At 59.0% G+C, this 15600-nt stretch carries 12 protein-coding genes; 4 read left to right on the forward strand and 8 right to left on the reverse strand.

All coding sequences use genetic code 11. The features are described 5' to 3' along the window. Positions 1 to 46: 46 nt before the first annotated feature. The 4 genes from AC3IUE_RS12770 to AC3IUE_RS12785 form a co-directional block, all read right to left on the reverse strand. The gene (locus tag AC3IUE_RS12770) at positions 47 to 2554 is read right to left on the reverse strand and encodes a LysM peptidoglycan-binding domain-containing protein (RefSeq protein WP_489267814.1); all 2508 of its coding nucleotides are present in this window, start codon (positions 2552 to 2554) and stop codon (positions 47 to 49) included. A gap of 19 nt (positions 2555 to 2573) precedes the next feature. Next, entirely contained in the window at positions 2574 to 3407 is an 834-nt protein-coding gene (locus AC3IUE_RS12775; RefSeq protein ID WP_489267816.1) for a DUF4123 domain-containing protein, read from the reverse strand. Further along, a complete protein-coding gene (locus AC3IUE_RS12780) occupies positions 3404 to 5479 on the reverse strand; it encodes a type VI secretion system Vgr family protein (RefSeq protein ID WP_489267818.1) in 2076 nt (691 codons plus the stop codon). Before AC3IUE_RS12780 ends, AC3IUE_RS12775 begins: the two co-directional genes overlap by 4 nt. Before the next feature lie 132 nt (positions 5480 to 5611). After that, positions 5612 to 6127, reverse strand: coding sequence for an Hcp family type VI secretion system effector (locus AC3IUE_RS12785; protein WP_054051032.1), 516 nt, complete (start codon positions 6125 to 6127; stop codon positions 5612 to 5614). 444 nt (positions 6128 to 6571) lie between these two features. Here AC3IUE_RS12785 and AC3IUE_RS12790 point away from each other — a divergent pair, with 444 nt between their 5' ends. After that, positions 6572 to 7249 carry a type 1 glutamine amidotransferase domain-containing protein gene (locus AC3IUE_RS12790; protein ID WP_489267821.1) on the forward strand — a complete coding sequence of 226 codons (678 nt, stop codon included), beginning with the start codon at positions 6572 to 6574 and terminating at the stop codon, positions 7247 to 7249. A gap of 156 nt (positions 7250 to 7405) precedes the next feature. Here AC3IUE_RS12790 and hglS read toward each other — a convergent pair whose 3' ends face one another. The 3 genes from hglS to AC3IUE_RS12805 all read right to left on the reverse strand — a co-directional run bounded on the left by hglS (position 7406) and on the right by AC3IUE_RS12805 (position 11499). Further along, entirely contained in the window at positions 7406 to 8791 is a 1386-nt protein-coding gene (gene hglS, locus AC3IUE_RS12795; protein ID WP_489267823.1) for a 2-oxoadipate dioxygenase/decarboxylase HglS, read from the reverse strand. A 289-nt stretch (positions 8792 to 9080) separates the two neighbouring features. Next, entirely contained in the window at positions 9081 to 10022 is a 942-nt protein-coding gene (locus tag AC3IUE_RS12800) for an alpha/beta fold hydrolase (protein WP_056746639.1), read from the reverse strand. A gap of 22 nt (positions 10023 to 10044) precedes the next feature. After that, the gene (locus AC3IUE_RS12805; protein ID WP_489267825.1) at positions 10045 to 11499 is read right to left on the reverse strand and encodes a flavin-containing monooxygenase; all 1455 of its coding nucleotides are present in this window, start codon (positions 11497 to 11499) and stop codon (positions 10045 to 10047) included. 193 nt (positions 11500 to 11692) lie between these two features. On the opposite strand from AC3IUE_RS12805, the gene AC3IUE_RS12810 reads away from it, so the two are divergent. The 3 genes from AC3IUE_RS12810 to AC3IUE_RS12820 all read left to right on the forward strand — a co-directional run bounded on the left by AC3IUE_RS12810 (position 11693) and on the right by AC3IUE_RS12820 (position 14515). Then, on the forward strand, positions 11693 to 12766 hold the full coding sequence (locus AC3IUE_RS12810; protein WP_489267827.1) for a diguanylate cyclase: 1074 nt from the start codon (positions 11693 to 11695) through the stop codon (positions 12764 to 12766). 91 nt (positions 12767 to 12857) lie between these two features. Further along, a complete protein-coding gene (locus AC3IUE_RS12815; protein WP_489267829.1) occupies positions 12858 to 14099 on the forward strand; it encodes a M20/M25/M40 family metallo-hydrolase in 1242 nt (413 codons plus the stop codon). A gap of 125 nt (positions 14100 to 14224) precedes the next feature. Next, the gene (locus tag AC3IUE_RS12820) at positions 14225 to 14515 is read left to right on the forward strand and encodes a hypothetical protein (protein WP_489267831.1); all 291 of its coding nucleotides are present in this window, start codon (positions 14225 to 14227) and stop codon (positions 14513 to 14515) included. A 164-nt stretch (positions 14516 to 14679) separates the two neighbouring features. Here the strand turns inward: AC3IUE_RS12820 and AC3IUE_RS12825 are convergent, their stop codons facing one another. Further along, positions 14680 to 15549 carry an isocitrate lyase/PEP mutase family protein gene (locus tag AC3IUE_RS12825; RefSeq protein ID WP_033053984.1) on the reverse strand — a complete coding sequence of 290 codons (870 nt, stop codon included), beginning with the start codon at positions 15547 to 15549 and terminating at the stop codon, positions 14680 to 14682. Positions 15550 to 15600: the final 51 nt, after the last annotated feature.

Raw genomic sequence — 15600 nt, forward strand, 5'->3', positions numbered from 1 at the left:
ATTAAATGTTAGGGCGCCGATGGCGCCCTTATAATTAATTGTATATTTAAGACAAGCCATCAAATAGATTGCTGCGCCGTGCTGCAACTAACACACCTTCTTTGCGCCACGGCAAGCCTGGAGTCCAAGCCAGCATACCCTCAGACTGCACTGATGACTCTCCATTGATTGCTAAGGTGCCGATAAATCGGTTGAACTCTCGTTGCTCGCTCCCGTCTAGCATGGCGTTGATACGATCCAAACTGTCCATGGCTTTGACTTTACTACCGCTCTTCGAACAATGTTCCAATACCTCGAAAAAATGCCGCCAACTGCGTAAATGTGACAGCAACAAGACGACGGCTTTTTCCTGATCTTCGGCCCAGCTTTCGACAAAACTTTCAGTTAATAAATACAGCATGGGGCCAATAGTTTCTGGTGGCAGTATTTTGAGGGGGATTTTCTTTCCATTCACGTTGATGGCTTGGTTGCTGAGTAGATATTTTGCAAGATTTTCAGCTTCCTGTTTTGTAGCCTCGCGCTGTTTCCACCAAAGCCCCATGTTCCGAAATCCATCCGCAAATGCTTTTCCCGCTACTTCTCCAGGATGGGTTGCAATTTGGTATAACCCCCTGGCCATGTAGTTGAAGGCATCCTGAGTTACCGCCAATTGATAGTGAAAGTCAGCTTTAGACAGCGCACTGCAAAACACAAACGCCAGATTCCCTACCTGTTCCAAATCCACTGCTGTGCCAAAACCCCCGCCAGCTCCAGGACCGAATACCAAGCTCGCTTTGCAATTAACTGCCAAGCGATCCGCGTTAATTTCGATACTAAAATCGAATCCAGCCCCCACACCAAGCGCCACATTCCCTTCAGCCTTAATCTCAACCAGACTCGCCCAGTCGGTGCTCCCACTATCATTCGCCTGGCCCGCGACAATTTTGCCGCCCCCTTGCTTGGCCGGATCAAGCCATTTCAATGTCCCGGTCACTGTGCCGCCACTTTGTACGCCAGCAAACGCGTTGCCCTTCACACCAAGGCTACCCCCGCGTTTTTTATCCACAGCCATGCTTGGCGTACTGAGCAACGCCGTCGCGCCAGAAGCTTCAACCTCTTTAGGTTTGTATTGTGCTTTAACGCCAGCCTGACCTTGTGCCGTCGCACCGACGAAACACGACAGCTCCACTTTTCCGTCAAGACGGAAGATGCCGATGTCGCTCACCACTTCCTTGCCTTCGGCGTTGCGGTAAGGCATTCGCACGACATAGCCGCCCTGATCGGGAAAGAAGCTCTTGAGGGCGGCCGAGCCTTCTGCCAACGAAATCGCAGCGCTGCCCTTGACGCCCACTTCGATGTTGCCCTTGCCGGGTTCCCAGCTGTTGATGCCGGCGCTGGCTGTGGCGGCGAAACGGAAGGCGTGGGCTTCGGCGGAGACTGCGTATTTAGCCGAGTCTGCCTGGTTGGAAGTCCAGGAGCATTCTTTATGCAGAGCATTAAGCAGGTTGTCGTCCTTGCTCGTCCAGCTCGTAAATTTGGCTTCCAGACCGCCCAGGGGGCTGGTTTTGCGGCTTTCATTGACGGCGGACTTGATGTCCTTGAACAGCTCTTTAGCCAGGTTTTTATCGAGTGGCTTGCCCTGCATTACCTTCGTGCTGACCTTCACTTTCCAGTCAAGCTGTTCCCGGTAACTCATCGGTATGTAGTGCCGGCGGCTTGGGTCGCTGAACGAGATGACTTCGATGACGGTAATGCCCGTTTTTACTTGCCGACCCTTTTGGCTTTCGGTGGTTTTTCCCTTGCCATGCTTGATGTCCGGCGCAGCGCTGTTGGCGCTGGTGGAACTGTCGCCGGCTTCGGCCTTTCCTTGCGCTGCGATTTTGGTTCGCAGGGATTCAATCTCGGCGTTCAATTCGAGTACTTTTTTGGTTTGCAGCTGTTTCCAGTTGCTCTCCAGGTAGTTGCCCCCAAGCGAAACCTTCGGCGTATAGCGCTGATACCAGTCACGTGCCTGCTGCACCGTTGCCAACTGACCTTGTAAGTCTTCTTTGCGCGTAACCGCCTTTGCGGTCGCTTTTTCCGGCGGTGGCTCTGATCGCTGTACCAGGCTGGCATCTTCAGCCTTGGCGTTCCAGGCGTCTTTGACACAGCGCGAGCAGGCGCAACTGGTCTGAGGATTTGATGCCTTGGTGCATTTGCTCGCTTCGGTGGCTTTGGCCAGGTTCTGGTGCAGCTCGTCCATGAGTTTTTTAACGAGGTCAGTCTGCGTTTTGAGTGCTTTTGACTCTTTTTCCGTCAGAACGTAAAAAGTGTCTTCACCGGTGATATGCACCACGTCCACCAGTTCGTCCTTGCATTGGGCTTCGCCCTTCACGCTGGTGGTGCTCTGGTTGTCCGCATGCTTGGGTGGCGGCAACACTTTAGCGGCTGGTAGCTGCAACACCCAACCGGCTTTGATGTGGTTGGGGTCGGTGATATTGGGGTTAAGTGCCCGCAGATCCGCCACGGAGCATTTGTTAGCGCTGGCAATATTGCCGAGGGTATCGCCGCTTTTGACGGTATAGGTGTTGCTCATTGCTCATCGTCCTTGTGATTCAGAGGCTTTCCAGCTGAGTCAATTTTTCACCCAGCGCCACGTCGTTACGAGCCAGAAGTTCTGCATCCGGGGCGTTTGCCCAAAAGGAGTCTCCACGGCTTATGGCGAGGCGTAGCCAGCGCTCCTGATCTGCCACCTGTTGGTAGCCCGCTTGTTGCCCGGCCAGCAATTGACGATGTACAAACTCGACGGTGTCTTCGGCAGGCAACACTTCGCGATAGTCTTCGGCAAAGCGTGCTGCAATGACCTTCAATCGACCTTGCTCAATCGATTCTTCGCGCTCCGGACTCAGGTACAGCCAAGCGGGCGGTTGCAGTTCGGTGGCGGGACTTTTGGGGGACTTGGCGCAATACCGCCAGCCCATTTCGTTACGCCAGGCCATGCCGGTGAATGGCCCGATAAACTGGGCGCGCTCAGTTTCATTGAGGCTGCGCAGCAGGGGCTCCATCCAACGTGGATCGAAAAACCGCATCATCTGTTGCGGCGTGTCGTCGGTGCGCACAGTGAGCAGGCTGCGCCAGTGTTCAACCCCGTTGTCCAAGGCTTGTTCATTGCTCAGCCAGGCCACGCAGCCGGCGTCTGACTGCTCCAATAAGGCGCTGGCATATGCCGTCGAGTCGCTTTTTTCCGGGCACACGACAACGTAAGGTCCAGCAGGCTGAAGTTCGGCATATGGCGTGTTGAGGAACAGTGGAATACACCGAGGGCGAGATTGTTCGTCACCTTGAAACAGACGCGTCAGCAAATCAGCATCAAAGCTGCCATCCAGGATCAGGCACATGGTGCCCGGTGACGCAGCTTGCTCGAACGGCGAAGGAATCGAGTCCATCATGCTGTTTTACCCGGCTGGTGAATGGGGCAATGGCCGGAAGCATCGAGGTGGCACGAAGGAGTCGGCAGTAGCACCCCCGTCTTTGCTTGCGCTTTATACGATGCAAGGGAGGGCGCAACGACCTGCCCAGCCTTATCCGCATCCGCCTGCTTCAACGGCCCCGGCATCAGTGGTGCCGCGCCAGTCCCGTTGCCGGGGCTGCCACCCGAGTTCATGTTGATCACCGGCCCGCTCATGGTCACGCCGCTGCCATCAATCTTGATGAAGCTGCCGCCGCCCTTGAGGGTCAGTTCACTGCCCGCTTCGAGCACGACTTTCATGCCGCTGCTCAGGTGGATTTCCTGGCCGGCTTCGATGAATTGGCCGGTGCCGACTTTGATGTGCTGGTTGATGCCCACAGTGAGATGGTCGTTGGCGCGGGTTTCGACTTTGCGGTCGGCGTAGACGGTGTGGTGCTCTTCGGCCTTGAATTCGCTGTAGCTGTTTTGCTCGACGGTGTCGTGGCGTTCGTTGCCGACGCGGATTTTCTGGTCGTGCTCGACGTTTTCGTCCCAGTCGCGTTGGGCGTGCAGGAAGATTTGTTCCTGGCCTTTTTTGTCTTCGATGCGCAGTTCGTTGTAACCGCCGCCGCCGGGGGAGCTCAGGGTTTTGAAGGTGCTGCGGGTCTTGTTCGCCGGCAGGGCGTACGGGACGACGTTTTCCTTGTGGTACAGGCAGCCGCTGATCAGCGGTTGATCGGGGTCGCCTTCGAGGAAGGTGACGAGCACTTCCATGCCGATGCGCGGGATGGCGATGCCGCCGTAGTGGGCGCCGGCCCAGGCGGAGGAGACGCGCAGCCAGCAGCTGGTCTTGTCGTCGGCCTGGCCTTCGCGGTCCCAGTGGAATTGCACTTTGACGCGACCGTATTGGTCGCAGTGGATCTCTTCACCCTTGGGCCCGGTGACCACGGCGCTTTGGCTGCCGAGGATGCGCGGTTTCTTTTGCGTCAGGGGCGGGCGGTTCGGTACGTCCCACGGGGTGGCCTGGAAACGGTTGCGGTAGCCCTGGTGGAAATCGTCTTTGAGTTTGGTCGTGTCACTGGTGACCGACTCTTCCAGCACTTGCGGCTGTTTGCCTTCGTGGAGGATTTCGGTGAGCAGCCACAGGTCGTTCCATTTGGCCTTGGGGTGTTGGGTCAGGGCCAGGAAATGGCCGCTGACCAGCAACGGCTGATCGCTTTTGCCTTCCGCGAGCTGGAAGTCGCTGCGGTGACGTTCGAGGGCGCGTTTGGCCAGGTGCTTGCCGCGTTCGCGGTCGATGAAGCGGCCGGGGTAGTCGTAGTCTTCGAGGTCGGGCAGGGCGTCGCCGCGGTTCTCGCTTTCCAGGGTCAGGCGCGGTTTTTCGAAGTCGTAGTCGCGGCGGGTGGTGCGGCTGGTGCGGGTTTCCAGGCGCAGGTCGAAGCGCTTGATCACCGGGTCGTTGGCGACCATGCCGGAGTCTTGCTGGTAGGCCACGGGCGCGAGTTTCGGGAACACCGTCTGGTCATCGCCGAACACCAGTTTGTGGGCGGTGGCGCTGTGCTGGAAGTGGTAGTGGATACCTTCTTCCTCGCACAGACGCTGGACGAACTGCAGGTCCGATTCATCGTACTGAACGCAGTAAATGCGCTCCGGATAAATCGCCCCGACTTTGAATTCGTAGGCATTGCTTTGGATGCCGTGCTCTTCGAGGACGCTGCCGATGATTTTCGGCACCGTGAGGTTCTGGAAGATGCGTTGGTTGATGCGGTGCGCGAGGTAAGACAGGTGCGGGCGCAGGGTCACCGCGTAGCGGGTCAGGCGTTTGCCGGAATCACCCTGGGCGGCGCGGTAGATCTGGCCATGAATGCCGCTACCGTCGGGCGAGAGCTGCAAAAAGGCCGGTTTGTGCAGCAGGGTCTCGAGGTCCAGGGACGGCTGTTCACTGACCAGCTCCACCTCAAACACAAAAGGCTGGCTGATGGCTTCCCGACCTTGCAGGGAAAAAACCTGGAAGTCGCTGGAAAGACCTTCGATGGTCAGGGCAAAGTGAGTTTGATTGGCCGGCGCGAACATCCCTTGTTCCTCGTGCAGTGCAGCGGCGCTCGCCGGCACCCGTGCAGGGAGCTTGCGGACGCGAAAATTCTGGAAGGGCGAAAACAACATCGACCAGCAGAGCTGGCCGATGCTTGAGACGGTCGGCCTGAGTTAGGCGACCGGCTGACGCCAGTCATCGGAACCCGAAGTACCGGATACTTCGTGGGTCCAGGTGATTTTGCGGTAGGTGAATTGCACTTCTTCCAGGTGAGTGAAGTGCGAGTTCGACGGGTCCTGGCAGTTGTGCATTTTGTTGTTGATGGCGACGATGATCGCGTCTTCCAGTTTGGTGGTGTAGTAGTGCTCTTGGGTACCTTGAGCCGAGGTGCGGTACCACTGGATAACGATTTCGCTCATGCGCTCGCCGGAGGTCAGAGCTGCTTGCAGCAGTGGCGAAGCCTTGTCGTACACCTTGGTGATCACGACTGGCTTGTGGACGCGCTGACCGGTCGGTTGGCCGGACTGTGGGTCACGCGGGATGATCACGTCGTGGCTGAAAGCCTGAACCATGACCTGGTCTTCGTGACCTTCCTGGTAGGTGTTGCCAACCGAGTCGGCGGTGAATGCGCCGGCAGTGATCAGACCTTGTTTTTCGCCAGTGACGGACATGTACGCTGGTGTAGCCATGGATGTGCTCCTTGCTAAAAGTTAGGGTGCCCGGGAGGCGGTATCGCCCGGTGGGTGCCTGACTGTTATCAAGGTCCGTGCCAGAAGCGGTTAAGGCTATATAAATCAGGCGGTTGAGAGGTTTTTAAGCGCTCGCGGAGAATCTTCGGCAGAGATCGCCGGAGAATGTGCGCAAGAAGTTGCGCAGTACTGCGCAACTTCTTGCGCACTTGGCTGGGGCGCCTGACAGGCCGGGCGATCAGCGTCCCGGGAAGGGCTTTCGCAGCGTTGAGTGCGCAACTTCTTGCGCATCAAGGCGGTTAGCCATCATTCGGTGCCCCATCGTCTGATTGGCCGAAAACCGGTAGCAGAACCGCTAGGGTGACTGGTGCAACGAATGCTGCAGCCTGAAGGTCAAACTCAGCGCCGAGATGAATGAACATCTGCGAACTCAAGGAGAACGACATGAAAATCCTGATGGTTCTAACGTCACACGATCAATTGGGTGACACGGGTAAGAAAACCGGCTTTTGGCTGGAGGAATTCGCCGCACCGTACTTTGCCTTTAAAGACGCCGGTGCTCAGTTGACCCTGGCCTCGCCCAAGGGTGGTCAACCACCGCTGGACCCAAAAAGCGACGAGCCCGACGCGCAAACCGCAGCCACCGAGCGCTTTCGCAAAGATTCCGCCGCCCAGTCCGCATTGGCGTCTACCGCTCTGCTGAGCAGCGCGAGGGCTGAAGATTACGACGCGATTTTCTATCCGGGCGGCCATGGCCCATTGTGGGATTTGGCCGAAGACAAAATTTCGATCGCTCTGATCGAGGCGTTTTACAAGGCAGGCAAACCGGTCGCGGCCGTCTGCCACGCACCGGGTGTGTTGCGTCACGTCAAGGGCGCGGACGGCCAGCCGCTGGTCAAAGGCAAGCGCGTGACGGGGTTTACCAACACTGAAGAAGAGGCCGTGCAACTGACGAATGTCGTGCCGTTTTTGGTGGAGGACATGCTTAAGGAGAAGGGTGGTGTCTATTCCAAAGGTGCTGACTGGGCGAGTTATGTACTCACTGATGGTTTGCTGATTACCGGTCAGAATCCGGCATCGTCTGAGGCTGCGGCACAAGAACTGTTGGCGAAGCTCCGCTAAATCTGACGTGTAGCAGCTGGCGTAGCCTGCGTTCGGCTGCGGAGCAGTCGTAAAACCGGCAAACACGGTTTGTCTGAAAGACCGTGGCGGCTGAAACAACGACTGCTGCGCAGCCGGACGCAGGCTGCGCTAGCTGCTACAGGTTCGTGCCACGCCTCAGATCGCGAGGCTCGACGCCGCGAAACATTCCTCGATCGAGCGCCGCTGTGTCTCGGCATACAACGCCAGTTCATCAATCGCCGATCGCCCCAGCGCCTTCTCGAACACCTGCTGGTTCGACTGCACGCCATAGTGGGTTTGCGCCGCTTCCCCCAGGTTCGACTGAAAAATCCCCGCAGCGCTAACCGGCAGAAAATCTTCGTACACCAACGGTTCAACCCGCAAATACCCGCCGCTGAGCAGATCTTCCAGCGACCACGATTTCAGCTCATCGGCCCCCAAACCTTTTTCCGTGACGAAGTAGCGAAAGTACGCCAGTTCCTGTTGGCGCATGCCCTCAACGGTGTCAGGGAATTCTGCAAAGTGCTGCGCCATCAGCGCGTTGTAACGTGCGGCATTGGCCTCATTGGGGAAGTCTTTCAATTCATCCCGGGCCGCGTTGAGCAAACGGTCGTAAAGCGCCCGGCCTTTGGGAGTGAGCGCGGCGCCGCGTTGCTCGATTTCGCCGAAACGGGCGCTGTGGCTGCCACGATTCTCGGCTTGATCGGTGAAGGCGACAGGCTCGTCCAGGGCCTTGAAACTGGTCTGGCGCAGCAGAATCGGGCACTGACGGCGGGGCGGTCCTTCGATCACCGCTTTGGGGGTGATGCCGTGGGCAGGCATTTGCGCCTGGACGATGTCGATGTCCAGGGTGCGCGGCGTCAGGTGGTTGATATGCGGGCCGGTGAACGCCACCACGTCGGCGATCAGGCGATGCTGGGCGCTGAGTTTGCGGTACTGCTCGGCGGTCACGGTGGCGGTGTGATGCCAGCGGAACGTTTCCAGCGCCTGCTCGACGAAGTCCTGGGCCTCCTGTTCGGTGAGGCCGCCCCGGGTTTCGGCGCGCTCGATGAGGGTCAGCGCGGTGGGCGTGAAGATCGAACGCTTATCCAGCACCGATTGGGCGAACGCTCGCAGTTCCAGGTCTTCGATCAGTTCCAGGCGCAGCAGGGAGGTGAATACCCGGAACGGGCTGACCTGCAACGCCGCTTCATGCACCGCGCGAAAAGCGGTGGAGTGCACCGGCACACCGGCCGGGGTCAGGTCGTAATAACCCACCGGCTGCATGCCCATCACCGCAAACAGCCGGGCGAGGGTGGCCAGTTCATCGGCGGTGCCGACACGGATCGCGCCATGCCGCTCCAGGTCCAGGCGCTGGATTTCACCGGTGCTGTTCAACTGTCGGGCGATCTGTGGATCGCTGTCCAGCACGTGACGGTTGGTCTGTTCCACCAGTTCCATCAGCGCGCCGTACAGCGGCACTTCTTCGCGGTACATGTCGGACATCGCTTTGGAGAAGCGTTGGCGGATCAGGTCAGGGCTGATGAAGTTCGGGTGACTCATGAAGGAATTCCTGATGCGGTGACGTAAAGGATGCGGGAAAAGATCGCAGCCTTGCGCGCCGCCGACAAACGAAGAATCTTACGAACTTCATTCTGCAAAGGACTGCTGGTTGTAGCAGCTTGTAGCAGCTGCCGAGCCTGCGAGGCTGCGTTCGGCTGCGGAGCAGTCGCAAACCCTGTATGCACGTTCCTTCTGACACACCGCAGTGGCTGATTTCACGACTGCTGCGCAGCCGAACGCAGCCTCGCAGGCTCGGCAGCTGCTACAGGGGCGCGGTGTTTGGCAGCTGCTACACAGGAAGTTCTGAACGCAGCGATGCCAAAAATTCCCGATACAGCCGCGCGGTGTTCGTCGGTTGTTCCACCATCGGCATATGGCCGGTGTGGTCCCAGACTTCCACTCGCAGATCGGCGATGCCTTTGCTCCAGATCGCCACGCTGCTGACATCGATCAAGCGGTCCTTGTGTCCCCACAGCAACAGCGCCTGGCACTTGATGTCGGGCAGTTTCGGCTCCATCGGCGGGCTGGCGCGCAAGTCCCTGAAGATTTCTTCCAGCTCCTCGCATTGCTGTTCATAGCGTTGCGCGATGGCGTCCAGCACCACTTTGGGTACCCACGGCGGTTCGGCCATGGTCATGGCGTAGAAGCGCTGGAACTCTTCCCGTGAATGAATCAGGAACGGGTTGTGGCCCTTGGCCAAATGCCGCTCCAGGTCGCTGGCTTCGGGGGCGGTGACCCCCGCGGGGTCGATCAGGGCCACCGAAACAATGCGATCCGGGTAAGTGGCCGCCAGCCACGCTGCCATGTAGCCGCCCATCGAGTTGCCGATCACGTGGACTTTCTCGACGCCGCAGACATCGAGCAACTGGATCATCCGCTTGGCCTGCAAGGGAATGTCGTAGCCGCCGCCCGCCTTGAAGCCGGTTTCGCCATGGCCGGCGATGTCGGGGATGATCACCCGATAGTTGCCGACAAAGTGCCGGGCAAAGCGCAGCCAGATATTTTTGTCGGCGCTGTAACCGTGGAGCATCAGCACGCTGCTGGACGCTTCGTACGGCCCGCCTTGCCAGGTCGAGACGGTCATTTCGGCGATCGGCACGACAATTTTGTGCAGTCCATACAGCTTGGCCTCTATCGACATGTTCAAGTCATAGAGCCAATGACCGATGGCCGGGTAACTCAACCAGCTCCAGGCCACGAAAACTGCGATTGCGACAACCAACAAAAGCATCAGGCATCTTCCTTTTACGTGATCAGGACAGAATGTGATCGGCGGGTTTCAGCGCCCTGGTCAACCGGTGATAGCTGAAACTGAACCCCGGAAACATCGCAATCACATGACCGCTCTTGCTTTGATACCAACTGTGGCAGCCCCCGGACTTCCATACCGTGCGTTCCATCTCCCGGTGGATCATTTCAGTGTAGGTACGTTCTGCTTCGGGGCGTACTTCGATGCTGCGCAAACCGTGTTCTTTTAACGTGCGGATGCAATCCAGAATGTAGTTCATCTGAGACTCGATGATGAACAGCGCCGAGGTGTGGCCGATGCCCGTGTTGGGGCCAGTGACGATAAACAGGTTGGGGAAGTCCGGCAGGCTGGTGCCGAGATAGGCCCGCGGGTACTGGGCCCAGAACTCTTTGAGTTGTGTGCCGTTTTTGCCGGTGACCGGGTAGGAAATCACCCCGTCGGTGGCGTCGTAACCGGTGGACCAGACGATCAGGTCCAGGTCAATGTGTTGGCCGTCCTGGGTGACGATGCCGGTTTCATCGATGGCGGCGATGCCTTGCTCGCGGCTGTGCAGGCTCACGTTACTGCGACCCAACGCCGGGTACAGGGTGCTTGAGATGATTATCCGTTTGCAGCCGATGACGTAGTCGGGTGTCAGTTTTTGCCGTAATTGGGGGTCGGGCACTTGCCGTTTGAGAAAGCGCAGGGCGTGTTGCTGGACCAAGCGGATCGCTGGTTTCGAATACTTGAAGGCAATCACTCGGGTTTCGAACAGCCAGTAGATCATCCAGCGCAACAGTTTGTAGGCCGGTTTGAGCCCCAGTAACCAACGCTGGAATGGCCCAAAGGCGCGGTCGGCCCGAGGCAATACCCAGTGAGGCGTGCGCTGGAACACATGCAGATGCTCGACGTCCGGGGCAATCGTCGGAATCACCTGGGCCGCGCTGGCGCCGCTGCCAACGATGGCCACGCGTTTTTGCCGGTAATCGTAGGTGTGATCCCAGTTGTTGGTGTGAAAGGTCTTGCCCTGAAACCGCTCCTGGCCCTCAAAGTGGGGGACCATGGGTTGGCTCAGCGGCCCGGTGGCGTTGATCAGGAACTGCGCATGGAACGTGCCTTTGCTGGCGGTGTGCACCGCCCAGTGTTTGCTGTCGTCGTCCCACTCGATGCGCTCGACATTGGCCTGCAGTTCCACCTTGTCTCGCAGGCCGAAGTGCTCCACCACGTACTGGGTGTAGTGGTGCAGTTCGGCCTGTTCGGCGAACATTTGCGTCCAGCGATAGGGCGCGAAGGACAGCGAGTAGAGCGGCGAGGGCACGTCGACCGCCGCACCGGGGTAGGTGTTTTGGCACCAGGTGCCGCCGAAAAAGTCCCGCCGTTCCAGCAGGCGGAAATCGTCGATGCCGGCCTTGAGCAAATTGATCGCCGCGCACTGGCCGCCAAAACCGCTGCCGATGATCAACACTTGAAAGGTCTGCATGGGCCTCCTTTTTTATCGTTATTGATCGAACCCTCCTTTCATGTATAGCCAAACATTGGTCGCTCGCCTCATGGCTATGCCTTGGTATTCAGACCGCCAGCCGGTGATGGCTATTTGCCGTTGCCCTGATAGACTCTCACCACACTTGAAACCCTTGTGTTTTCAGGTTCCGTTCTGTGGCGCAGAGGCCTCTATGGAAAAAACGGGAGGAAAAGGACTTTCACTGGCCAGGAGGCTCTATACATCGCGAACCCTGGGTTTGGCCTTGGGGCTGTTGCTCGTGAGCGCGGCGATGTATCCACTCAACCCTGCACCGTGGGTCTGGGTGGTGATGCTGCTCAACGCCATCCTCTGGCCGCACCTGGCTTACCAATGGGCGCGCCGCGCGCCAGTGCCTTATCACGCCGAACACCGCAACCTGCTGGTGGACGCCTTTCTCGGCGGCTTTTGGGTCGCCGCCATGCACTTCAATCCACTGCCCAGCGCGACGACCCTGGGCATGATGGCGATGAACAATGTGGCCATTGGCGGTTTGCGTTTCCTGTTGGCGGGAACCGTGGCGCAGATTCTCGGGATGGGCGTCGGACTGCTGATTTTCTCCCCCACGTTCATCCCACAAACCAGCCAACTGCAGATGTATGCCTGTTTGCCCTTGATGTGTTTGTATCCGCTGGCATTGGGCTGGATCTGCTTCCGTCAGGCCCACACCCTCGGCCGCCAAAAGCGTGAATTGCTGGCCCTGAGCCGCACCGACAGCCTCACCGGCCTGCTGAACCACGGCGCCTGGAAGGATCAACTGGAGGTCGAATTCCAGCGTTGCAAACGTCAGCAGCAGGGCGGGGCGATTGCGCTGATCGACATCGACCATTTCAAATCCATCAACGACACCTACGGCCACGTTGCCGGGGACATCGTCCTGCGTCAGTTGAGCAAAATGCTCAAGCAGAACCTGCGCGCGGCGGATGTAGCCGGGCGCTACGGTGGCGACGAGTTCTGCGTGATCCTCCCGGACCTTCCGCTCACGAGTGCTGCGGCCGCCATGGATGCCCTGCGTGATCGCTTCGCCACCTTGGGTTATGAGCAGAGCCCGGCGCTGACAGTCAGCCTGAGCATCGGCCTGGCCGCCTTCAACCCGGCACACACCGACGCGACCCTGTGGCTCAACGACGCCGACCAGGCGCTCTACGAAGCCAAAGCCACCGGTCGCAACCGCGTCATCTGTTGCGGCGATGGCAAATCGCATCACGAAATGCTTGATTCGGTGTGAACCGTTTCGCAGGTGTCGCATTCGGTCTAGAGCCTTGCGTCGTAGTCAGGTAGGGTGTTTTTCACCCCCGACACGAAACAAGGATCGATTCATGACGTTCAATCTCCCTCGCTCCCTGCTGGCCACCAGCCTTGGCCTGACCTTCGCCCTCGGCGTTTTCGCTCCCGCCGTTTTCGCCGAACCGCACAAACAAGTCCTCGCCGATTCCGAACAGTACAAGGGCGAAGCCCTGAAGTTACTGGAGCGTTTGGTGAACATCGACTCCGGTTCCGGCTATGAACCGGGCCTGACGAAAGTCAGCGACATCGCCATCGACGAACTGAAAAAACTCGGCGCGACCATCGAGCTTGTGCCCAATACCCCGGACAAAAGCAGCCATGTGATCGCGACCCTGAAAGGCACCGGCAAGGCGAAAATCCTGCTGATGGCGCACATGGACACCGTCTTCAAGGAAGGTTCGGCCGCCGAGCGTCCGTTCCACATCAAGGACGGCCGCGCCTACGGGCCGGGCGTGATGGATGACAAGGGCGGCATCGTTGCCGGGATCTACGCGCTGAAAGTCCTGAAAAACCTCGACTTCAAGGACTACGCGCAAATCACCTTCCTGCTCGACGCCAGCGAAGAAACCGGCTCGGACATCGCCACCGACCTGATCAAGAAAACCGCCAAGTCCCACGATGTCACCCTCAACCTGGAACCGGGCCGCCCGGCGGATGGCCTGGTGGTGTGGCGCAAAGGCAGCGCCACAGCCGTGGTCGAGGTCAAGGGCAAGGCGGCTCATGCCGGTGTCGCGCCGGAGCTGGGACGCAACGCCGTCATGGAAGCGGCGCACCAGATTTTGCAGCTCGGCAAACTGGGCGACGCGGAGAAGAAAACCACCATCAACTTCACCGTGCTCAAGGCCGGCGACCGCACCAACGTGATTCCGGATCAAGCCACCGCCAAGGCAGACGTGCGGGCGGCAGTGCCGGAGGAGTTTGACCGGATCGAGAAGGACCTCGCGCGGGTTTCGAAAGACAAGCTGATTCCTGACACCGAGGTCACCACCACACTTCAGCGCGGATTGCCGCCGATGCCGCAAACGCCGGAATCCGATCGGTTGATGGCCATGGCTCAAGGGATTTACGGGGAGATTGGCCGTAAGTTGACGGAAGAGGGAAGCGGTGGGGCGGCGGATGCCAGCCTGTCAGCGGGTGTGGGCACGCCGACGCTGGATGGGTTCGGGATTGTCGGCGGCAATATTCATACGCCGGAGGAATACGCGGAGGTTGAGAGTGTGGCGCCGCGGATTTATCTGTTGTCGCGGATGATTATGGAGTTGGCCAAGCACTAATCTCACCGCCGATCGTTCCCACGCTCCCGCGTGGGAATGCCTCAACGGACGCTCTGCGTTCGGCTTCGGAAGGGACGCGGAGCGTCCCGGGCTGCATTCCCACGCAGAGCGTGGGAACGATCAACTTGTGGCGCACAACTTTCCAAGACGTTTCCTACGACGCCGAAACCCCGGTGCTCTTCATCAACACTCACAAAGAACTCAGCGACATCGCCGCTTGCGCTGCGCATCGCTTCACCGTGGTTCGCGATCTGGCGGACACCTTGTCCAGCCTGAACCTCAAAGACATTTCCGATTGCGACCTGATGCGCGTTACCCGGGCGGTTCATCTGTTGATGCGCGAAGGCTGCGCGATGCTGAATGTGGTTCAGGCGCGGGCGTTGCAGCGGGAGGTGGAGTTCAAGACTCCGGTTTAGCGGTGTAGAGAAGGACGCCATCGTCGGAGCGCCGCCCGGAGCAGGCTCGCTCCCACATTGGATTGGCGGTGTTCACGAATCTTGTGTTCACCCAAAACCCATGTGGGAGCGAGCCTGCTCGCGAAGGGGCCATTGCAGTCACTACTTCGACATCTGCTAAACCGCTACTCCTTCACGCTCATAAACTCTTCCGCCCAACGGATGTATTCCTCAGGCTGCGTATAGGTATGAGTCAACTCGGTTGCGCTCAGGTCCGACGCTTGAGTAAAGATCTGCCGTTGTTCCCGCAGGCTGTCATACGTGGCCTTGATCGCGGCGAAGTAGGCGCCGTGGCCGTCGATGGTGACCCGCACGCCCAGTTCGGCCAGGCGTTTATCGTCGCGCAGCAACGGGTTGCCGTAGGTGACCAGCATCAGCGGTACGCTCAGGTGTTCGGCGATTTGTTCGAGGTGGTCGAAGTCCCGCACGCCCACCATGCAAATCCCGTCCGCACCGGCCTGCTGGTAATGACAGGTACGGCTGATGACTTCCTGCACCGGCAGGATCCCGGCGTTGGTGCGGGCGATGATCGCCATCTCCGAGTCGACCCGGGCTTCCAGCGCCGCACGAATCTTGCCGACGCCTTCCGCCACCCCGATCAGGTCGGTGGATTTGCGGCCGAACTGGGCGGGCAGCAGCGTATCTTCGATGGTCAGGGCGGCCACGCCGGCGCGTTCGAGTTCGACGATGGTACGCATGACGTTGAGCGCGTTGCCGTAGCCGTGGTCGGCGTCGGCGATGACCGGCAGTTGGGCAACACGGCCAATGCGAGTGGCCTGCTCGGCAAACTCGCTGAGGGTGATCAGGGCGAAGTCAGGCGCACCCAGTACCTGCAACGATGCGACTGAACCGCCCAGGATCCCCACTTCAAAACCCAGGTCAGCGGCAATGCGGGCCGACATCGGGTCGAAGACCGACGCCGTGTGGTAGCAGGTGTTGGAGGCGAACAGCTCGCGAAAGTTACGGCGTAAATCTTGATGAGAAAGCCTGGACATATGAGTTCCACCACTGCAATGGGAATGGAAGGGCTTGAGCAAAAGTGTCAA

The organism is Pseudomonas sp. GL_093 (assembly GCF_057837605.1).